The 19873-nt window shown below is 32.6% G+C and carries 22 protein-coding genes and 2 pseudogenes; 7 read left to right on the forward strand and 17 right to left on the reverse strand.

What is annotated here, in order from left to right; all coding sequences use genetic code 11:
* Nucleotides 1-2 precede the first annotated feature (2 nt).
* The 5 genes and pseudogenes from DET63_RS17810 to DET63_RS17830 all read right to left on the reverse strand — a co-directional run bounded on the left by DET63_RS17810 (nucleotide 3) and on the right by DET63_RS17830 (nucleotide 5130).
* Entirely contained in the window at nucleotides 3-926 is a 924-nt protein-coding gene (locus DET63_RS17810; RefSeq protein WP_113937356.1) for an HNH endonuclease, read from the reverse strand.
* 566 nt (nucleotides 927-1492) lie between these two features.
* On the reverse strand, nucleotides 1493-2239 hold the full coding sequence (locus DET63_RS17815) for a zeta toxin family protein (RefSeq protein WP_113937357.1): 747 nt from the start codon (nucleotides 2237-2239) through the stop codon (nucleotides 1493-1495).
* A gap of 578 nt (nucleotides 2240-2817) precedes the next feature.
* The gene (locus tag DET63_RS17820) at nucleotides 2818-4188 is read right to left on the reverse strand and encodes a lytic polysaccharide monooxygenase (RefSeq protein WP_113937358.1); all 1371 of its coding nucleotides are present in this window, start codon (nucleotides 4186-4188) and stop codon (nucleotides 2818-2820) included.
* Between the two features lie 243 nt (nucleotides 4189-4431).
* Nucleotides 4432-4698 (reverse strand): annotated as a pseudogene (locus DET63_RS30705) (ArpU family transcriptional regulator); the annotation flags it as partial.
* A 309-nt stretch (nucleotides 4699-5007) separates the two neighbouring features.
* Nucleotides 5008-5130 (reverse strand): DUF3983 domain-containing protein, encoded by a 123-nt coding sequence (locus tag DET63_RS17830; RefSeq protein ID WP_087943100.1) that lies wholly within the window; start codon nucleotides 5128-5130, stop codon nucleotides 5008-5010.
* A 253-nt stretch (nucleotides 5131-5383) separates the two neighbouring features.
* Here DET63_RS17830 and DET63_RS17835 point away from each other — a divergent pair, with 253 nt between their 5' ends.
* Nucleotides 5384-5599: a spore germination protein gene (locus tag DET63_RS17835; RefSeq protein WP_113937359.1), complete on the forward strand. Its 216-nt coding sequence runs from the start codon at nucleotides 5384-5386 to the stop codon at nucleotides 5597-5599.
* 152 nt (nucleotides 5600-5751) lie between these two features.
* On the opposite strand, the gene DET63_RS17840 is transcribed toward DET63_RS17835, so the two are convergent.
* From DET63_RS17840 to DET63_RS30300, 4 genes and pseudogenes are all read right to left on the reverse strand, one after another.
* Nucleotides 5752-6087, reverse strand: coding sequence for a hypothetical protein (locus DET63_RS17840; protein ID WP_016093844.1), 336 nt, complete (start codon nucleotides 6085-6087; stop codon nucleotides 5752-5754).
* 308 nt (nucleotides 6088-6395) lie between these two features.
* A pseudogene (locus DET63_RS17845) lies at nucleotides 6396-6609 on the reverse strand (hypothetical protein).
* Nucleotides 6606-6800 carry a hypothetical protein gene (locus DET63_RS17850; RefSeq protein WP_113937361.1) on the reverse strand — a complete coding sequence of 65 codons (195 nt, stop codon included), beginning with the start codon at nucleotides 6798-6800 and terminating at the stop codon, nucleotides 6606-6608. Before DET63_RS17850 ends, DET63_RS17845 begins: the two are co-directional and overlap by 4 nt.
* On the reverse strand, nucleotides 6791-6949 hold the full coding sequence (locus DET63_RS30300) for a hypothetical protein (protein WP_181777931.1): 159 nt from the start codon (nucleotides 6947-6949) through the stop codon (nucleotides 6791-6793). Before DET63_RS30300 ends, DET63_RS17850 begins: the two co-directional genes overlap by 10 nt.
* A gap of 800 nt (nucleotides 6950-7749) precedes the next feature.
* Between DET63_RS30300 and DET63_RS17855 the strand changes: the two genes are divergently transcribed.
* A complete protein-coding gene (locus tag DET63_RS17855) occupies nucleotides 7750-8313 on the forward strand; it encodes an excalibur calcium-binding domain-containing protein (protein WP_078205658.1) in 564 nt (187 codons plus the stop codon).
* A gap of 143 nt (nucleotides 8314-8456) precedes the next feature.
* On the forward strand, nucleotides 8457-8921 hold the full coding sequence (locus DET63_RS17860; protein ID WP_016093847.1) for a hypothetical protein: 465 nt from the start codon (nucleotides 8457-8459) through the stop codon (nucleotides 8919-8921).
* Nucleotides 8922-9138: 217 nt separating this feature from the next.
* On the opposite strand, the gene DET63_RS30710 is transcribed toward DET63_RS17860, so the two are convergent.
* Nucleotides 9139-9273 (reverse strand): hypothetical protein, encoded by a 135-nt coding sequence (locus tag DET63_RS30710; RefSeq protein ID WP_002016520.1) that lies wholly within the window; start codon nucleotides 9271-9273, stop codon nucleotides 9139-9141.
* Between the two features lie 247 nt (nucleotides 9274-9520).
* Between DET63_RS30710 and DET63_RS17865 the strand changes: the two genes are divergently transcribed.
* Both DET63_RS17865 and DET63_RS17870 read left to right on the forward strand, forming a co-directional pair.
* On the forward strand, nucleotides 9521-9631 hold the full coding sequence (locus DET63_RS17865) for a YjcZ family sporulation protein (RefSeq protein ID WP_113937362.1): 111 nt from the start codon (nucleotides 9521-9523) through the stop codon (nucleotides 9629-9631).
* A gap of 549 nt (nucleotides 9632-10180) precedes the next feature.
* The gene (locus DET63_RS17870; protein WP_113937363.1) at nucleotides 10181-10294 is read left to right on the forward strand and encodes a YjcZ family sporulation protein; all 114 of its coding nucleotides are present in this window, start codon (nucleotides 10181-10183) and stop codon (nucleotides 10292-10294) included.
* A 100-nt stretch (nucleotides 10295-10394) separates the two neighbouring features.
* On the opposite strand, the gene DET63_RS17875 is transcribed toward DET63_RS17870, so the two are convergent.
* Nucleotides 10395-10820 (reverse strand): DUF4879 domain-containing protein, encoded by a 426-nt coding sequence (locus DET63_RS17875; RefSeq protein ID WP_002017095.1) that lies wholly within the window; start codon nucleotides 10818-10820, stop codon nucleotides 10395-10397.
* Nucleotides 10821-11847: 1027 nt separating this feature from the next.
* Complete coding sequence (locus tag DET63_RS17885; protein ID WP_113937365.1) at nucleotides 11848-12174, reverse strand: ArsR/SmtB family transcription factor; 327 nt, start codon at nucleotides 12172-12174, stop codon at nucleotides 11848-11850.
* Between the two features lie 1004 nt (nucleotides 12175-13178).
* Between DET63_RS17885 and DET63_RS17890 the strand changes: the two genes are divergently transcribed.
* Both DET63_RS17890 and DET63_RS17895 read left to right on the forward strand, forming a co-directional pair.
* Nucleotides 13179-13640, forward strand: a complete 462-nt coding sequence (locus DET63_RS17890) for a hypothetical protein (protein ID WP_113937366.1) — start codon at nucleotides 13179-13181, stop codon at nucleotides 13638-13640.
* A gap of 744 nt (nucleotides 13641-14384) precedes the next feature.
* Nucleotides 14385-14798, forward strand: coding sequence for a hypothetical protein (locus DET63_RS17895; protein ID WP_098717920.1), 414 nt, complete (start codon nucleotides 14385-14387; stop codon nucleotides 14796-14798).
* A 75-nt stretch (nucleotides 14799-14873) separates the two neighbouring features.
* Here the strand turns inward: DET63_RS17895 and DET63_RS17900 are convergent, their stop codons facing one another.
* From DET63_RS17900 to mntA, 5 genes are all read right to left on the reverse strand, one after another.
* Nucleotides 14874-15089: an alpha/beta-type small acid-soluble spore protein gene (locus DET63_RS17900; protein WP_001167047.1), complete on the reverse strand. Its 216-nt coding sequence runs from the start codon at nucleotides 15087-15089 to the stop codon at nucleotides 14874-14876.
* A 159-nt stretch (nucleotides 15090-15248) separates the two neighbouring features.
* Nucleotides 15249-17006, reverse strand: a complete 1758-nt coding sequence (locus DET63_RS17905; RefSeq protein ID WP_113937367.1) for a methyl-accepting chemotaxis protein — start codon at nucleotides 17004-17006, stop codon at nucleotides 15249-15251.
* 874 nt (nucleotides 17007-17880) lie between these two features.
* Nucleotides 17881-18291 carry a hypothetical protein gene (locus DET63_RS17915; protein WP_113937368.1) on the reverse strand — a complete coding sequence of 137 codons (411 nt, stop codon included), beginning with the start codon at nucleotides 18289-18291 and terminating at the stop codon, nucleotides 17881-17883.
* Between the two features lie 405 nt (nucleotides 18292-18696).
* Nucleotides 18697-19110 carry a type VII toxin-antitoxin system HepT family RNase toxin gene (hepT, locus tag DET63_RS17920; protein ID WP_016093854.1) on the reverse strand — a complete coding sequence of 138 codons (414 nt, stop codon included), beginning with the start codon at nucleotides 19108-19110 and terminating at the stop codon, nucleotides 18697-18699.
* Nucleotides 19100-19507 (reverse strand): type VII toxin-antitoxin system MntA family adenylyltransferase antitoxin, encoded by a 408-nt coding sequence (gene mntA / locus DET63_RS17925; RefSeq protein WP_098777881.1) that lies wholly within the window; start codon nucleotides 19505-19507, stop codon nucleotides 19100-19102. The genes hepT and mntA overlap by 11 nt, the downstream gene beginning before the upstream one ends.
* Between the last annotated feature and the right edge of the window lie 366 nt (nucleotides 19508-19873).

Below are 19873 nucleotides of genomic sequence, written 5' to 3' on the forward strand. Positions count from 1 at the left end.
TACTATTTTGTTTTAAAAATGTTCCTCTTATGCCACTTAAAGTATAATTTATTTTCTGGGCGAATTTCTATCTTAGCTTTGGATGTTAATCCAAATATCAAATAATCTGTTTCTACTATCAATGGAGAAATATGCAATCGCCCCTGGCCATCAAATGTAATAAACCCTTTATCATACAGGGCATCATGATTACAGCAAAGGAGCACACCATTATAAGAATTTAAACGCTCCATACTTGTACTATCTTTCCATGGCTTTGAATGACTCGCTCTTAATAATTCTGGTAAATTTATTCCGCATAATGCACATTTCCCGTTCCACAGCTCCATTAATGCTTTCCTGAATTTTTGCTGTCCAATACGGATTGTAGCTTTCACCTCAGATTCCGTTTCAGATATAACAGGAATTAATGTGTTATTTTCAGTCCTTCTTACCTCATCAACTGATAATTCTAATTGCTCATTTTTCTTCTCATAAATGTTTGAATCACTTATTAGTTCAATTAATTTAAGAGCTAATTCTTCATTACATGGGTATAAATAACCTTGATTTCCATTTGCATCTGATTGAAAAGGAGAGTATTTAATTGGTAAAAGCTGCGATATCTCTTCAAAATTCTCACGTATATTAATTATTTTTTCTAACTCATGATATTTTAAAGACACCAGATAGCCTTCATCATTCCATTGATCATGACTTTTCATAATCGATGGTTTATTCGATTCCTTACAATCTTCTTCAGCAATACTAACCGCTACAATATTCCCTTTTACATAATGAAAGATTCGATCTCCTTTTTTTATATCCATCATTCTTTTCCATGAATGTGGTACATTACCACCTCTATCTTTTTTTGGTGACCAAATAATTCCTAATTCCCTTTCTTCTTGATAAGTATGTCCCTGCATAACAATAAAATGGTTCATATATTCTCTCCTAAAGCGTATATTTACTACACTGATTTCTATTTAATTTAATACTAAAAAACTCTCCTACGATTAGCAAATAACCTATTTAAGTTTTTACTAATAATTAATTATACATTTTTTATTTCATACGATTTTTTCTCATAAATTAAATCCCACACACAATGGTGTTAACATGTGAAAATAATATAGTAGTTTTACATATAAAGTACATATCACACAAATATCTACAAAAGCAGCACATGCGCTATTATTGATTTTTGTGATAAATGGAGGGTTTTAACTAAATACTCATTTATGCAAACAAAAGAGTTGACCTAAAAGGTCAACTCCTCTGCTTCAAATTCTTTATTTCTCTTCTTCCTTTTTTTCCATTTCCCGTTCATTTTTAGCGATTAAATCATGAAAATGCTCTTCTTTGTTTTCTTCTATATACTTCATAAGTTCTTTAAATTCCATTCATATCGCCTCCTATACTTATTATATCAATAATATTATAAGTTGTCAGGAGATTATAGAAATTAAATCTATTTATCATTTTATAAAATTTATTAAATGTATATCCCCTAAAAAACAAGAGCTGATTTTTCGTTAAATTGATTATTTCGAGGTTCATCAACAATAATTTCTTTTGCTTGTTTTGATTCTTTAAAAGCAAAAATTTCTGGTTGCTGACCCGTATTATCATATAAGCTATAACAATCTATCAAATCTTTAATTTTACAAAATGTAGTTGCTACTTTCATATGGCTTTCTTCAATAATATGTTCCGGAACCAATCTTCCTGTTAGTTTAAAACGCATGATTGATCGTTCTAAAGCAACCTTTATTGGAACATCTACAATGATTGCATTAATACTGAATTCAGCTTGTCTTAATTGTTGAATCACTTTTTTATATTTCTCTACATTTTTCATTGTACCATCATACATAAAGTTTATTTTTCTCTTCATACAGATTTTTAAAATTTCCATGGTAATATCACTGCTTTCATCATGAACCAAAAAGGCTGCTTGTTTTATTAGTTCTGTGTCCCCTGATTCCATTAATTGTTGATATTCTGGTATTTTTTCTTTGATCTTATCAGAATCTATCCAAATCATATGTTTCTTCTTACGTTTATACCCCTTACTTACTAACTCTCCAATTGAGCTTTTTCCAGCAGCAGAACCACCACCAAGTAATATGGCTTCAGGTTCTTTTTCTTGCTGTGAATGTTCATTTAAAAATGATTCAATAATCTCATTATGTAGATCCTTACGTTCTATTACATACTCCCCATTGTTTACGTATCTTTCTCGGGTTGTTCTCAATTCGTCTTCTCCTCTTCTATAAATGAATTATTAGGTTCCCTTCAAAAGTTAGAGTACTTACTCTAACCCTGTACTTATAACTTTGATTTCTCGTCTCTACTTGAGATCATTCTTACTATGATTCCATATAGCTCTTTTAGTTAGATGCTATATTTTTCAATTCATCATTACACATTCCTTCTAAACAACCATATTTCTCTCTAACTTAATACCTACTCTATATATCCACTTAAACAAACAAAAAAGGACTCCTTTAAGTCGATTAATTGTGCATAGCAAAATAAGCTATATACACCAATCGGCTCAAAGAAGCCCTTTCAAAATTGAAACAAGAACACAACTTGCTTCTACAACTCAACCACAACACATAAGGTGTGGGAATAAACGGAATCAATTAAACTAACAATATACCTATATATTACATAATTTAGTTATTATTATCAAGATGATCTATTAATAATCGCCCCTCTTTTTAAGAGGATGCGCTTAATTATAATATAAAGCTTGATTTTTTCTCCTCTTAATTATTCATTTCAAATATACTTGATTACATGAAAAATGAGCTACTAATTAAATTACTATTTTATTTCATTCCATAAAGATAAAGCAAAGATCCAATTCGGATCCCCATTCCCTTGATAGCTTTGGGCCGCCTCGTATTCCTTACCCTCGTGAACTACTCTATCTCCTTTTTTATATGCTTTATACGAATCCCATTTCTCATAAGCGTTTTCTTGTTCCTTCGTAGTAACTGTTAAGATATCACTTTTCATTGATTCATTGCCACCCGTATCAACTGCAGAAACTGCATACTTGTATGTTGTATTTGCTTGCAAATTCTTGTCCATAAGTGATGTGGTATTAACAGTACCTATTTCCTTCGTAACCCCCGCAATTTCTCTGTATACAATATAATGATCCACATCTATGTTATCTTCAGACGGACTCCACATTAAGTCAACAGTATTGGCAGTGATTCCCATACTGTGTAACCCTTTAGGTTGAGTTGGCGCTTCTGTATCTGGTTTTTCCATTGTTGTTTTAATAACTAATGCTTCACTTTCCTTAGATATATTCCCTACAGCATCTACTGCTTTTACTGTATACGTGTAATCTGTGTTTGGGCTTAATTTTTTATCAACTACACTAGTACCCGCTACAGTATTAATTACTTCTCCATTACGTAACACTTGATACTCTTTCACCCCTACATTATCTGTTGCAGGCTTCCAATTAAGTTCTACGCTATTTGAAGTGGCTTTTACTACTTGTAGTCCAGATGGCTGAGTTGGTGCTTCTGTATCTGGTTTTTCATTATTAACTAGATTCACATCAATCACATTATAAAAAGCATTTACGGTATCAGCTACATCCCAAACCGCTAAAATGACATGATATCCACTACGATCAGTTGGTACATTAATTTTATGTGATAATTTATTAGATGCTGCAGAACCATCGTGTTTTACAGTTCCTATTAATTCAAGATCCGCTCTTGTTAGAGGTTTGTTTGGGTTCCATCCTTTTTTTGTGATGTAATAGTGCCATTGACTTGTTAAATGAGGAGCAGTGTATTTCCAAGTGAATGTATTCTCTCCACCCTTAACCGTATTCTTAAACCATCTATCCGCTGTTTGTTGATCAAGAATCCCACCAAACAGGCCTCCTGCTGAAGCAATTTTCCCATCAACCGGTCCACCTTGTGGGAATCCTTTAGGCGCTTCTAAACTTTGTGGCTCATACATTACATTGCCACAATTTAAATTCAAAGCTCCATAATTTTGACTGCATAAAGCAGCACGGCTACCTGGCTTTTCAACAAACCCATGTGCATAAGCATTTTGAGGAATTAAAGTTGTACTCATAATTCCCACTGCTACTACAGCAGCACTTAATCCCTTTTTATTTGTAGTCATTTTTCTCAACTGCTTTAGAATTTTTTTATTCATTTTAATAGTCCCCTCCTATTAATTTGCTTACTATATTAAGAGCATTGATGTAAAAGAATAATAAAACATAGATTACAAAGATTAAATAAATAAAAACGAAACCTCATAACTTCATACTTAAATATTCATTTAACTTCCTTTACATCCAAATAGCTTTATAATTAAATTATTACATGATAATTCATTAAACTTATACTGAAATTGTGCACAGTTTTTGAACTTTCTTCTATTCTTATCTACTATTAAAAACTGATTAATACGGAATGACATTAACTCCAACCACTCTTCATGCTCACTTTGCTGCAAATTAGCGATTGCCACATCCTCTAAAGGCTTTCCAACGGTATGTGTCGGACCGTGTTCTCTCATTTCATAAGAAGAAGTGACTTTCATTTCCTTACGAATCATTCCGAACTGTCTATATATGCGTACACTTTCAAGAACACCCTCTAACTTCTCTTGCGTTGCTGTTCTATCAATTTTTGGTAAGAAAGATAATTGTTTATTCATGTAAGACCACTCCTTTTTATTTTTAAATTACTTTTGTCTTAACGTTCCACGTCTACGTTCATAACAAGGTCTATGCTTCCCCATTAAATCCTCAATTTCACGAGTACTTAATTTCTCTTTTTGTTTTTTTGTTTTTCTTCTTTCCTTGTTTGGATTGCTTTTTCCATTCATGTAATTGATCTTTTAATACCTTCATTTCCCACATCCCCTTTCAAAAATAAAGAGGACACCATTTCTTAAAACAGCTTTATTGCTGCTCTAAAAATTGGTATCCTCTAGTTTTCTAGCCGGACTGTATTCTGTTTTCATTTATTTAATAATACCAGCCTGCACAAAGATGTTTCTCCAAGCTTTGTTAACTTGGTATTTATCAACGGATATCGCACGACGAACGATAGCTTTTCTTATTTTCTTTTTCTTTGCATTTGCCATTCCTCTCATCCCTTTCATGCAAACGTCTCTCATTTCCATTTTGGAGCGTTTTACTCCTTTTGATACCTTATTACATTCAAAAATGATCTAAACGTGAATTGTACCTATTTTATAAATTCTTTTTCCCCACAAAAGGATTATTTTATTAGGTTTTCTAACATCCCTCATTTTAAAATTTTCAGATTCAGATGAACATCTAGACTCATAGACCATATTCTAATTTAAACGCTTCCTAAGAAAGCAGGTGAAACTGATGCCATCTATTGTTGGAAACATGGTTGTACAAAATAGTAACGGTTCTTTCAACTTAGGTGATTTTTATAACGTCTCTCCAAAGGAAAATACAAAAGCTTATAATGGTTCAGGCTCATCCAATGTTGCTTTTGTTGCTAATACCTTTAGTGGTGTTAGTGCGACAAACACATTTGATACTGATGTTGCAGACCAAAACCAAGTTGGAACAGCATAAATTTATTCATTTCCCTCTACCCCCCTGAATAAAACTAAAAATCACGTCAATACTGTAGCTAGGCTTTTAAGCAGCCGGAAATCTCTTATGTGTAACCGTACTAATCGAGATCTCCTTCAAGACTGAGCAGTTAGCTTTTGCTAGCTGCTCTTTTATTTTAAATCCGGTTCATATTTATGCTTCTTCTGTATAAAGATCTCGTGAACCAGTTTCACGCAAAAATCTACGGCATCCTCATCACTTGTAATATTTGCACCAATGTTGGCATTCTGAAGTTCTTTTATATCCCGTACCATTTGAGTTTTCGGTATCTGCGTCTCTAACATTTTTCGAATTACTTTAGATTGACTCCCCCCATCGTATTCACACAGAAACTCAATCTCACTCCATAACTCAGTTGGTAAAGTTAACGATACTTTTCTTGTTACACCGATCGCTTTACGTCCTGCTCCTTCTCTTTTCCCACCACGATTGTTTTGTCCAGTCATTATATATATCTCCCCTTTGATTAAAGTTACTTTATTCAAAAATATCCCTTGCATTGGATACAATCAATTAATTTTAGTTACTTTATTCAAATAGAGTTCGACAAAATGAAATTTTCATTACATTAATCCCCGTATAACATTTCCGGTCCTGCTAACACTATAACTGTAACTTAACGTTACACATCCTAACTTGCAGGGCCTAATTTTCTTTTGTACAACAAGCAGTTAGCTAATTAAGCTGATTGCTTTGTTGAGCCGAATGAAGGATTTATAAAAAGATTTCTCAACACCTAGCGTTTGGAAATATATTACCTATTATGGTAATCCGTTGGTAATCCTATGATTTCTATAGCTTCTCTCTCGGACTTCGCCTCAAGCCAACGACGCTTCCACTTTTCGTCTTTGTCATAAAACTCTAATGAGTACGTCATAACGCTATTACGCTTCAAAAATTTGTCCGCTGTACTTGTTGCAGTATAATCAAAAATTTCGACTATATCCCTCCCGTGGTAGTTGTTTCATGCCCCTAACCCCATTGGACGAGATTTAATTTTGTTCTTATCTGCCTGATCCATGATTAATGTGGCGATTTCTAGTTGATTCCTTCCTAGCCCTTTTGCTATTTCAAGAATATCTTTATCCTCATCCCACACTTCTCGTAATTGAATCACTTCGCTTTCATCAAACACTAGGTCCAATCCTTCTAAAGCGATATATCGCCTCTTATTTCAATGATTTTGTATCCTGGATAGCGATTGGGAGTAATGTACTCAATCGCTTTTTCTTTTGCTTCTTTTTCATTTCTTCCTTCCTTCCATACCCATGAAGGAAGGAAGACTTTTGATTGATTTTTATCTAACATAGGCTTTCACTCCTTGTTTAATTAGAAGAAACGACCATGTTATAATAGAGGGACAAAATATTGTGTCGTTTCATGAAATAGCTAATTAGGGGTAATCGACTGTTTTTATTTTCTCAATAACGATTATTCAATAAATCTGTTAACATTTAATTACCGATATGTGTATCAACCAGCCTGTGCATCTGCACAGGCCTTTTACTATGCTAATTTTAGTTAGCGGATGCATTTTTCTCACCCTTTATGATGCTTCGCACATCAGAATAGTTCATAATTCCGTAACACATGCATACGAGTTATCGTGTTAAAATTAAGCCATTCTCAAGAAGTAATTCTTATTTACTCGACAATTCTTTTACCCTGTTTAAAGCCTTGCCCCCTGCGAGGCTTTTTTATTTAGCTAAAGTAATATGTTTATGTGCTTCCTCTACCTTATCTGCGCTGTTATGTAACCCTTTAGCTCTTAAATCTCGTATCATTTTGATTAGGTTTGCTATTTCTTCTTTGTCAGGCTGCTATTTATCCATCACTTTTCATCCTTCATAATCCGTTTGTCTATCCGATCCATCAGGTAAATGAATCCTGCAATTCCGATAACTAGTACCAGTATCATAAAATACGAGAATGTACTTCCTTCCATTTTCTAGGGATAAAATTATGTGAAGATTGTACCAAATTAACCAATGAGGGCTACGGCTCTCTTTTTTTATTTCTAATCGACAAAATATGACAATATACGGATAATTATTTTGATAAGATTGTCCAGAAATATTACATTTTATATATCTTGGAGGAATTAAATTATGAGCAAGAAATTATTAATGGCTTTAGCATGCAGCGTGTTACTTATGGGATTGGCTGCTTGTGGTTCAAGTGATAAAGCAAGTACATCAGAAGAACCAAAACAAGAAACTAAAAAAGAAGATGAACAAAAGAAACTAGATGAGCAAAAACAGGAAGACGAACAAAAGAAAATAGAAGAACAGAAAAAAGCCGAAGAACAAAAAGAAGTTGAAGAGCAGAAACGATTAGAAGAACAGAAAAAGGCTGAAGAGCAAAAGAAATTAGAAGAACAACGAAAACAAGAAGAGGCTCAAAGACAACAGGAAGAACAAAAGAAACAACAAGAAGCAGCTCGGGCAAAAGAACAGGAGCAACAAAAAACTACTGCTAATACAGCACCTCAGCAACAAGCTGTACCTAAACAAGAGAAAGTACACTTTGCAAACTGTACAGATGCAAATAATGCCGGTTACTATGATATAACTCCAGATAGCCCAGCTTATGCTTCACATTTAGATCGCGATGGCGATGGCGTGGCTTGTGAACGAAATAAAGGACATAAAAAATCTAGTAAAAAACATTAGATTTATGGTTAAGCACTCTTGTGAGTGCTTTTTTTATTCTCATTCGACAAAATATAACAAAATACAAATAACTTGTTTGCTACCATGAGATAAGAAATCTTACATTTCAGCTTATATAACTAATACATACTGGGGGTAACACAATGAAACGCAGATTACTTACAGCATTAGCATGTAGCGCCTTACTTATGGGATTATCCGCTTGTGGTTCAAATGAGAAGACTGCAACTGAATCTAAACCTAAACAAGAAGCTAAAAAGCCTGAACCGGTTACTACAACTTCACTTATTAGCGAGTTCAAGAAAGCTGGTATAGAAGCTGAAAATGCTACGGATCTACCACAAAAAGAGTTCGGTAACATGCGTAAAGATGGTAAACGAATCCTAATTCCTAAATTAGGTGAGGATAAAGGTGGCCGTGTGTTTGAATTTAGTAAGAAAGAAGATTTAGAAAAAGCTAAGAAGTACTATGATGAGCTAGGAAACTCAGCTCCAATGCTTTTCTCACATACATATGCTAAGGGGAATTTCCTTTTACAGATGAATGGCGATATGAAAGATGAAGAGTTTAATAAGTATAAAGAAGTTATGGATAAAGTAGTGAAGTAAATAGCGGCACTCGAAAGAGTGCTTTTACTATTTCTCAATACTCGAAATTATCTAACGTGGTAAAATAATAATTGGATTGGCATCCAATACCATATTACGTTGGTTCAAATCGCAGGAAGGCACCTTAGGGTGTCTTTTTTTTATAAGAAAACCCCCAAGCATTTATATACTTAGGGGCTTATCGATTGAAAGGTAAAACTGCTTACAATTCCTTAAATTAAGAACAAAGTGGGATTACTCCTAAACCAATTAATAGAGCTGCAGCAAACGCTGGAATTGGTACAGGAATCTGGATACCTTCTACAACTAAGAAGTATTGTCCACTTACTACTTGGAAACAAACTAATTGCATGGTTATTCCTCCCTTCTGTTAGGATTAATACATTATATTAAATAATCTTATTATTGATATAATTAAATAGTCTGTTTTTATTAATATATGCGATTTATTAATATTCAGGAGAAGTGCCTTAGATTGGCTTTCTCTTTTTTTCAAAAGAACTTGCTCCATTAATGCATAAAAACATAAAGTAAATTGAATCCGTTAAAATACATGAGTGACCTCTTGTTTTATCCTCTTATCTAAAGGAGGAACTATTATGGGCTTTGGTGGAAGTTGTGGTGGTGGTGGCGGCTTCGCTGGAGGAGTTGCTTTACTAGTTGTATTATTTATTCTATTAATAATAGTTGGAGCTAGCTGCTTCTGCTAAACAAACTATCGGAAAAGACACTCTTATATGGGTGTCTTTTCTTTATGCATTAAAAAGCCCACCTATTTCCGTAGGTGGACTTTATCTTTATTACACAATACCAAATTATACTCTCATTTTTTCGTAAACTTTATGCAATTATACATATTTGTAAAAAATTACACTAAATAAATATTACATGTAGTAAAATATAAATTGTGGACACGTTCTATAAAGCAGATTCTCCGATTAGAAGGCGTAACACATCTCAACCATATAGATGTGGCGTTGCTTTAATCTAGCCAAACAAACGATCTCGATTCTCTTGTATTTGTACACTAACAATCTGGTAAAAATAAATGATTCTGTTTTATAGGATGTGTTTACTTAATGTCCAATACATATTATTAAAAGTAAAGTGGTTCAAGTCGGAGGAAGGCACCTTAGGGTGTCTTTTTTTATTTTCAAAAGGACCTGCTCAATTAATCCGTAAAAACATAGGGTAAAGTGAACCCGTTAAAATACATGAATGACCTTAATTTTCCCCTCCTACTCAAAGGAGAGATTAAAATGGGATTTGGTGGTAGTTGCGGTAGTTGTGGCGGCGGCTTTGCTGGAGGCTTTGCTTTATTAGTTGTACTATTTATTTTATTAATCATAGTTGGAGCTAGCTGCTTCTGCTAAACAAACTATTGGAAAAGGCACCTACATAAGGGTGCCTTTTCTTTATGAAAATCTCCACACAAGGTGCAGGAATTTTCATGCTACGAATATATAAAACTAATTATTTAATATATAATGAAGTGCGCCACGTATCTCTTGGATAATTTATTGAAGTCTTTTGATATTCAAAAGTCCCTTCTTGATGATTTGATGCGTCCCATTTATATTCCCAACCTACAATAGGATTACCACCAATTATTTGTGAACCAATACTTTTCACATCAAATCCATTCATTTTGGCAAAAGGAAACTGGCCATATCCTATTTCTTTTGTGTAAACATATAAGTAACTTCCCCCATGATCTTTAGTTGTACTAAAACTATTAGGATTAATGTATTCAACTCCACCCAATTGTGATTCTACTTTTACTACACTTAAAGAAGTTAGAGGTGCTGCTGGTCCTGCTGATGCCTCCGATGCCATTCCTAACCCAACTACCGCCGCCACCGCTAATGATGATATCCCTAATGTAACTTTTTTAAACATATAAACATCCCCTTGTTTTATAATAAGTACAAGTTTGATATTAGCAGAAATTTATAAAAATATCCCTTATTTTGAAAACGTTAACAAATTCTACTTTTTTCGATATGCAATTTAGCATATCGATTGACATACAGAATAATCCATCTACTACTTTTGATATAAAAACTATTTTCAAATTTAATACTATTAACTCACTAAATTCTCATAAAAAGACTGGTCGTCTATACAATGTTTTGGTAAAATATAGGGAACTTTTAAGAAGGAAAAGCTAATATACATCGACTAAATAATGTAAAGAAAATGTTTTATTGCATAAAAAAAAGGCTCCATTGCTGGAGCGCTCAAAAAATAATATAAGTAAATGAATTAAAACAAATAACAGACAATTAAACTATATAGATAAAACTTCAATAAATCTATATATATGCAATATTACATATAAAAATCCTATTTATTGATGCTATAATAAGCTTACTCGATGATTGTTATATTTTTAAGTAATACAATACCTTCTTAACACCAATTGTACAAGGAAAAGAAGACATCTTAATCGATGTCTTCTTTTCTTATATGATAACAACACAATAAAATTAAGATGGTTCAAGTCGGAGAAAGGACACTCAAATGAGTGTCCTTTCTTTAACAATATTCAGGTTCATATAACTCGTATAACTGTCCACCGTTTATAACAGTTCCTTGTGAACTACTCGCCACTTAGCAAAGCTTAAAGTGGGAGCTTCTCAGTTCCACGACGAAAGTACCCTTTCGTCTCCCTGAGCGTTACTTCGGGGTGTTCCACCCCTAGATGTCCAACGCTTGGACGCTCTTTTGGCACGGTTGATATTTTACGCAGGAACCGAATGGCTTGGTTTTCGCACTCTATTTTCTTCCTGCAACCTCATATATCAAGTTATCAAAGAACTTCATATAGCTAGTTTATCAAAAGTTTTTGGCTATGCCAAACCGAAATTCATCTCCCACCTACCGTTGGGCTACGCCCTTCACACGCTTGAGGAAGGGGAATTCGTTAAAGAAGAGAACTTTTTTGCTTATTATTTCCCCACAAACCTAAAATTCCTACAATCTGACGAGCCTTAGCATTATCTATATAATAATGCACCTCTAACCCTCTTCTTTCTGCACGGAGTACGGTTCTCCTTAATTTTGATAGATGCTGTGAAACAGTAGATTGTGGGAGTCTTAATATTTCCGTTAACTGCGTAACATTACACATTTTATGGTGCATTAATTCATTCACAATTTGTAACCGAACCGGATGTGCCATTACCTTTAAGACTTCTACATCTTCTTCGCGGATTTCAGCTAGATTTCTATCAGATACTACTGTTTTCATTTCGCATTCTCCTTTATTATTAATTTCTATTTTCCTATTATCCTTATAAGTAGTACTTATAGATGATTACCATTTGTCCTGTTGAGAAAATATATTCTCTTTTTAAAACAAAAAGGTTACCTATCCTGAAAACAGTTTTTCACATAAATTTGAACTATGATTAACTCACTTTACTAAGCAAAAGTATTTCTTCTATCCCTTGTTTAAAGCAAATAAAAAATTCAGCTTATGCCTTCCCGTCCTGAAAAATTGATAGGCAGTATTCCCCATCTCACACTCTACAAAATAATCATTTTATTTCTCAATATGAATACCTGGAATTAAAATACCAAAAATGGTAATATGAAGTCAACTTCAGTTGTCAATTGTGTCCCTTTTTGGAAGGCCCTGTCTAAAATGACAAGGCCTTTTAAATTCCCTTAAATATCCTTTCTATTTCGCTTTCTTTTGATTTTGAATGGTTTCTTTTACAAGTTTTAAATAGATTTACTAATAAACCTGGTGTAGACTCTAACTCCTGATTCTGCTTCATATTCTCTTCTGTTACAGTACTTACAAACTCCCACAGTACTTGTGCTCTAATTGTTCTGCAAATCATTTCTCACACATTTCAAATGTTTTTATCTTCTTTTTGAACACCGTCCTAATTTAATACTTTTCTTTCCTGTTAATGACTAAATCAAAATTATTAGCTCTTGTCAGTAGATTCCAATATTATGTATAATAACATTACCTTTTTACCAATAAACGGTAATGAAGAGATGATACAAGTAAATAAACCAAATGTATCATCGATATATTAAAGGATCTATTCAATGTACATTCAGATACATATTTAGGATTTAAAACCATGGAATCTTATGTACAGATTAAATTACTACAAGATGGAAGAATGGTAGCAAATGTACTCAGGGAAAAAGAACATTCAATTTGCTTAATGTCATATAACTACTTGATGTGACAACTATTAAACAAATTGAAAACATACTCAGGGGGGATTTTATATGAAAAAATTTGGTAAAGTATTATTAATGGGAACATTGGCTCTTGGTAGTTTAACAGCAATGAATATAGAAACACCTAAAGCTCATGCCGATGGAGCGAGCGAATATTGTCGTTACATTTGTGGCCCTAGCGAAACAGTGAACAATTTCACGATTCAATTACACGCTACGGAATACGGATTTGGACAAAATGTCATTGCAAAAGTTACAAATAATAGAGCTGAAAGTGTGAATTACAAAGTTGCTATCGAAAAACAATATGAAACTGGCTGGGGCTATTATGAAACTTGGTTCAATTGGAACTCTATGTTACCAGCTGGTTCAAATGAAGAAATAGTTACTTTCTCAGGCAATGGCGAAGATATTGGGGATGCAGGCACATTCCGTTATAAAGTTGAAATTACGAATGCTGACGGATCTTTTGACACAATTTACACAGCGCCAATGACATTAGTTAATTAAATATTCGCATTGACAAACTAGATTATGAAAGGAAGGATTACACCTTCCTTTTTTTATATTTTAAAATTAAAAACGTATCCCCTCTTACATTTACCTATATAAATCTAAGAAATAAATAATTCAAAAGGAAAAATAAAAACACTACAACAAAGAATTTCCACTTGTTTCTTTTCGTTGGTTTTCTAGCATGTTGTATATAAAAAAACAAGGCAATACCTGCCATAGTAAATAAAAAAATTTGATAATAATCAATCATCTGTAATCCCCCTCCATACCAAAAATAAGAAGCCTCTTTTTGAGAGACTTCTTATTTTTAATACAAACGACATACTTAGGCTAAATATACACAATAAGATTAGGATGCTAAACCTTATTGCAGCTTTATTATAACATATAACCTCTTATTTTGTTTAATAATTCCAAATTATAAAAATTTATCAATAATTAATTGTTTATTTACATACAATGAATGCACAATAAAAAAACAACAAAATATTCACTTATAGAACCAACGTATGTAAAAACCAGCTACCATCACATTCATAGTTTTGAAAAGTTGTTCTCTCCTTCTTTAAGAATACTTTAAACTTCGGATAGATTACCTTATATCGACATCTTATGTATGCAAAATTACATATTAAATCTCATTGAAAATCATTCTCGTTGTAACTATAATGGTTTCGAGAGGTGGTATTTTCACTTCGTTTTCAAATCTCACAATATATTAAAGGAGGAACTAGCATTATGAAAAAAGTTATTTTAGCAGGGGCATTAGGAATTGCAGTACTATCAGGTATGAACTTACCAGGAGCAGAGGCACCTAAAGCGAGTGCAGCAACTACAAATTTAGAAATTCAAGAAGTTACAAAATATTACTCTATGAGTTCCTATGAGGTTTCTCAAAAAGAATCATTTAATCTTAATAAAGGGGAAGAACTTACGGTCTTTGTACAAAATTCCGGGTTCCCAATTTCTTATACAGTCTTTGATGCAGATGATCAAGTAATTGGCACATACAATGCGAATTCACCATACGGTCGCGTATTCAAAGCACAAAAAGACGGTAATATTTCGGTTCAATTTCAAGCAGGAGTAAATTCTTCTTACATGAAGAAGATGAATTTCACAGCCAAATTTGCAGTGTCTAAATTTAACTAGCAGTAAAAATTTTCACTATCCTCTTTAAAGGCAAATTAAAAAGGTATATCCCTTCCATGGGATATACCTTTAACTTTAGTGAATTTTATATTGACCAGATAACTGCTCTTGCGCCATACGAACTAAACGTTTTGTAATTTCTCCACCTACTGAACCATTTGCTCTTGCTGTTGAATCCGGCCCAAGAGTAACACCAAACTCCTGTGCAATTTCATATTTCATTTGTTCAATTGCACTTGCTGCAGCTGCTATTAAGATTTCGTTTGAATTATTATTTTCGCGAATTTGCATTTTTTAAACACCTCCGTTGAATTTGGTAATATCATGCTCTATTTCCAACAAAATATGCAAAAAAATTATTCTTTTAGCTAATTTACATATATACCTAAGCTTTCATCCCTTATATGGGAATAAATAAAGGTATAGGTCATACCCATACCTTCTCCTATCCTACTTATTTTTGAATTCCCCTATTAACTCCTGTAACTCTTGGGAGAGCCAATTTAAAGAATTTGCCAACTCTGCAATATCTTGTACATACAGTTCTTGCTCTTTCATACTTATCTCTACATTACTACTGCTATTCACATATGTATTTGCAATATATGATAATTCATTTACAATCTGAACAATAGTTTGATTATCTTTTAAAATATCACTTGAATTACTCGAAGTCTCTTTAATTTGATTTGTAACAGATTGTGCAGATTCTGAAATCTTTTCAAACAAAGCATCACTACTTTGAACAAGTGTTATTCCTGATTCTATTTCCTTTGAACCATTCTGTATGGATCTTACAGCCTCCTTTGTTTCAGCTTGGGTTTCACCAATTAATTTAGCTATATCCCTTGCAGATGCCTCAGTTCTTTCCGCTAATATACGTACCTCATCCACAACAACTGAAAATCCTTTCCCCATCTCTCCAGCGTATGAGGATTCAGTAGAAGCATTTAAAGCTAATAAATTTGTTTGATTTGAAATATTTGTAATTACAGTAATGATTTCACTAATTTCCTTAAATCGTGCTTCTAATGCATAAATACTAGAAGATACACTTTGAATTGAATCTCGGCTTCTTTTCATTTGATTCACAATTTGCTTAATCAAATCTTTACTTTCTACAGAATGCTGTTCCATATCTTCCGAAGCAGTTGCAACTTGTTTTGCAGCTCTTTTAATTTCTTCCATCTTACTTTCCATTTCTTGAACAATTTCTAAACATTTTTGCACTACATATTCATGAGAATGTGCTCCTAAATTTAATTCTGTAATAGCACTTGCAATTCCTTTAAAGGCTATGCTATTCTCTTTGGTACTTACCGACAATTCCTGTGAGGATGTTGAAACTTGTTCAGCAGTCTGCCTTACTTTATCTATAATACTATTAAACTTTTTAATAGTATTATTAAAATAGATATTAGTTATCCCTATATCATCAGACCTTTCATTCAACTTAATTCTTAAATCCCCTTCACCAACTTTACGTAACCCTTCTTGTAAATCCTTTAAAGGCGATAGAGATTTTTGTGAGATGAATATTTGAATTGTAATTGCGATTGTTAATGAAATGATTATAAATAGTAAACCGTGCACTATAAATTCTTTCTTTGTAAGAGGAATAATAGAAGCGTCTAAATCCGCTGCAACAATTGCAATTATATTATTATTTTCATCAGTAATTGGCTCTAAAATTGTTACCCATGTACCTAGTACATCTTCATACACTTCTGTCATTTGTGCCTGTTTCGTTTTCATTACTTGGTCGTATGTCTTCTTCCAATGAGTAGGATGCTCATAATAGTCACCTGTTTTTACAGAACCTAGTTTTACAGAAACCGTATCTGCTAATTCTGTATCCAAAGCAACTAATTGTAATTCAGCTTTATCATTTAGCTTAGCCCCTGTAACATATATTTGTCCGACACTTTTCATATTTTTTATAGCTTTATCTAATTGCTCTGTCAATTTTTCTTTCTTCACTCCTTGTGCTGTAGGGTCTTTTGCTACATCTCTTACTATTTCTAGATCTAATTGATTTATTATTGTATCTCCTGTTTCAAAAGACTGCCTTTCAAATATAGACATCATACTATTTTGAAACATGTTAAAGCTTAACAACCCCATACTTCCCACAAGCGTTAGAATTACTACTACCGTTAGTAATACATTTTTCTGAAGCAACGATAGCTTATGCCAATATTTTTTCATTGATTTCACCTTTCTTATTTTCAACAATACAAAAACAAAAGCATGATACCATTATGATTAGCATTAAAATGCAGCTAATTTTCAGCACTCTTTTATATAGCTGCACTAAAGAAATACTAGTTATGACACTTTTGAATAATAATGCTAAAGTTTAATTTCTATTTTTTGAAGCCAATTCTTATCTATTGTACAAATATCAGTTTTCCCATTTGCAATCTCATCTTTTATATATCCAGCTGATTTTGGAAATCTATTAGTAGGAAGACGTTAACCTTCTACTACTTCACCTTTTCCATTTGTACTGATACCTTCTAGATTATTTTTGTTAAGTGTTTGTTTTAACCAAAGACAAGAATTCCTAAGCCCTTATCTTTGGTTATCTTTATCTTGCACAACAAAAACAAACCGAACGGTTCCGTTCAGTTTCCTATTTTATAACTATTTTCCTTATTTTTCTATAGTGTTTTAATATCCACTTGTACAAAGTTAGCCTAAACCCTTTTACCCTAATCCAATATATTTCTTCAATTATCTTAAAGTCATATGAAATAGCACAATTAGTAAATTCATATTACGAAACCTTTGTATTAATAAATACTAAAGGACATACTCCTAAAATATAAGCCATGGATTTAATTACATTACGATTTTCATCAGTAATAAACGTACACATGTTAAACAAAAAAAGACCCAATTATTTATATCTCATTCCTTCTTTTAATATAAATCGACTGCTTTTTTCTTAAATTCTACTTCATCAGTGGTTCTAATTTTACTCATAGAAAAATCCCCTCCATAGTAAACAGGTTAATGTATTTTCTTTATCCTATCTACTATAAGGGGAGTATAGCATAGCTTCTTTTTTGTAAAAGATCTAAGATTCTAGTGCAGTAATTAATTGCTGACGTTCTTTATCTCTAAAAATTTTAATTTCATGTTTAAACTCATAATTTCCTTCTTCAAATCTAACCCATTCCTTACTTGTCCAATATACAACATCTACATTTGCATCTAAAATTACAGAACATATGTCTACTAATTCTTCTTCGTAAAATGGCGCTTCTTTTGCTAGTTCAAAAGCTAGTACTTTTGGATTGTTACTTTTAATTTGAAGTTCCCTTGAAGTTTGCCCTAAATACTGCCATGGAGAATGTAGAGATTGTACATGGGAATTTTGAGTTTCTTTAAGCTGTGATGAAGAATGTAGTGTTGCAGCAAATGTAGGTATACTCACACCTATTGTTGCGCCTAAAGCAATAGAACCAATAATAAGTTTTTTAATCAATTTTTCAGCCCCTTTAATTATTTTGGATATGCTTCATTTTTATACTACGTTTATGTTTGTGTAAATGAAGATGATTTGACATGATTCGTCATTTTTCTCAAAAACTGTATATTAATTAACTGTTGTAAATTTACCAAAAACAAAAAAGTTTCCTTATGGAAACTTTTTTGTTTTTGGTATACATTATATGTATAAAAATTAGTTTTAAAAATATTTACTTATTTGTTGATAAAATTGTATATGGATATTGCTCCTACTATTATCTACATACATTTCATGCAAAGATTCACTTCAACATGAACAAATTCATCTTATGACCGCTTTTCTTTTTACGAAATTAAGTAATTGTTTCAATAGCTGTTATAAATTACTTTCTTTCTCAGCTCTATTATTTTGTTCTTTCGCCTAAAATTCCAATATCCCCATTACTTCTTTCGTAAATAGTTTAAAATCAGTTAAATGTTTTTCAATAATTTGACGAACAATATCTAAATTTACACTTTGATAATCATGAACAGCAATATTACGAAATCCAACCATCGCCTTTAACTTATTTGCTAGATCAGCGCTAAGTAATCCTGCTGTAACCAACAAATCAAAGGCTTCTCGACTAGATTGGGGTAGTCCTAATTTTTTTCCTGCAACAATATGCATCGCTAAATCAATACTCGCTTCACAAGCTCTTTGTATGTTCAATATTATTGAATCTTGTTTTGTAAAATCCTCTAAATTTTCAGGGGCATTTCCATACACATCTTGGATTCTTTTTATACAACGCTCTATTGTAGAAATTTTATTTAAAATAACCTCATTCTTCATATATAGAACCTCTCTTCTTTATATCATCAAATACTATCTGGCGTTCTTCATTCAATTTTGAATACATTTTTAAAGTTTTCATTTCAAAAATAACTTTTCGTTCTTCATCTGAACAAAATATTGTCTTTCCTGTATGTATAATCTGAGCTTGAAAAACTGTCGAAGCTTCTGATAAATCAACTAAATCAACATCTCTATGAACAATGTTTGCTAACTCCTGTGCTAATAAAAAACGTTCATAATTCCCTAAAGTTATGTCACTTAAATAGGCTATATCTATATCACTATCTTCCCGTGCTCTGTTCTCCGCTGTTGATCCAAACACAATTATCCAATAGGGATTCACTGTCTCTTGTAATTTTTCTATAATAGCCTTGATTATGCTTTGAAAAATCATTTGATCAATCCCCCTTACAAGTTTTATTTTATTATATCATAATCATTCCCCAACCTTATGGATTACAAAAAAATGAAAAAAAAGAGATAAATCTTCTTGACACCAAAAATCACCACAATTCTTGTATTTTGATGCCCTTCAGATCATCTATGTTTTCCAGCACATAAAAAAGTACATCACTAACTATTTTAGTGATGTACTTTTTTATTTATAAGACCTATAAGTGCCCTCAATTTTTAATACGGGGGGTGCCGCCAACGCACTAACATGTAACCCACGCTAACGATTGTTTGCACCGTAACAAAAATAGGTGACAACTTTAATTTATATCAAAGCTCTTTGACACCATTTTTGTTTCAAAAAAAT

This window comes from Bacillus sp. DB-2, assembly GCF_003315125.1.
GTDB lineage: Bacteria > Bacillota > Bacilli > Bacillales > Bacillaceae_G > Bacillus_A > Bacillus_A mycoides.

Coding starts and splice junctions, on each gene's coding strand:
- DET63_RS17885 (WP_113937365.1), bottom strand. CDS start 12,174: ATGAAAACAGTAGTATCTGATAGAAATCTAGCTGAAATCCGCGAAGAA.
- mntA (WP_098777881.1), bottom strand. CDS start 19,507: ATGATTTTTCAAAGCATAATCAAGGCTATTATAGAAAAATTACAAGAG.
- DET63_RS17840 (WP_016093844.1), bottom strand. CDS start 6,087: ATGACTGGACAAAACAATCGTGGTGGGAAAAGAGAAGGAGCAGGACGT.
- DET63_RS17820 (WP_113937358.1), bottom strand. CDS start 4,188: ATGAATAAAAAAATTCTAAAGCAGTTGAGAAAAATGACTACAAATAAA.
- DET63_RS17905 (WP_113937367.1), bottom strand. CDS start 17,006: ATGAAAAAATATTGGCATAAGCTATCGTTGCTTCAGAAAAATGTATTA.
- DET63_RS17890 (WP_113937366.1), top strand. CDS start 13,179: ATGAAAAAATTTGGTAAAGTATTATTAATGGGAACATTGGCTCTTGGT.
- DET63_RS17835 (WP_113937359.1), top strand. CDS start 5,384: ATGCCATCTATTGTTGGAAACATGGTTGTACAAAATAGTAACGGTTCT.
- DET63_RS17895 (WP_098717920.1), top strand. CDS start 14,385: ATGAAAAAAGTTATTTTAGCAGGGGCATTAGGAATTGCAGTACTATCA.
- DET63_RS17870 (WP_113937363.1), top strand. CDS start 10,181: ATGGGATTTGGTGGTAGTTGCGGTAGTTGTGGCGGCGGCTTTGCTGGA.
- DET63_RS30300 (WP_181777931.1), bottom strand. CDS start 6,949: ATGTTAGATAAAAATCAATCAAAAGTCTTCCTTCCTTCATGGGTATGG.
- DET63_RS17865 (WP_113937362.1), top strand. CDS start 9,521: ATGGGCTTTGGTGGAAGTTGTGGTGGTGGTGGCGGCTTCGCTGGAGGA.
- hepT (WP_016093854.1), bottom strand. CDS start 19,110: ATGAAGAATGAGGTTATTTTAAATAAAATTTCTACAATAGAGCGTTGT.
- DET63_RS30710 (WP_002016520.1), bottom strand. CDS start 9,273: ATGCAATTAGTTTGTTTCCAAGTAGTAAGTGGACAATACTTCTTAGTT.
- DET63_RS17875 (WP_002017095.1), bottom strand. CDS start 10,820: ATGTTTAAAAAAGTTACATTAGGGATATCATCATTAGCGGTGGCGGCG.
- DET63_RS17860 (WP_016093847.1), top strand. CDS start 8,457: ATGAAACGCAGATTACTTACAGCATTAGCATGTAGCGCCTTACTTATG.
- DET63_RS17855 (WP_078205658.1), top strand. CDS start 7,750: ATGAGCAAGAAATTATTAATGGCTTTAGCATGCAGCGTGTTACTTATG.
- DET63_RS17900 (WP_001167047.1), bottom strand. CDS start 15,089: ATGCAAATTCGCGAAAATAATAATTCAAACGAAATCTTAATAGCAGCT.
- DET63_RS17810 (WP_113937356.1), bottom strand. CDS start 926: ATGAACCATTTTATTGTTATGCAGGGACATACTTATCAAGAAGAAAGG.
- DET63_RS17830 (WP_087943100.1), bottom strand. CDS start 5,130: ATGGCAAATGCAAAGAAAAAGAAAATAAGAAAAGCTATCGTTCGTCGT.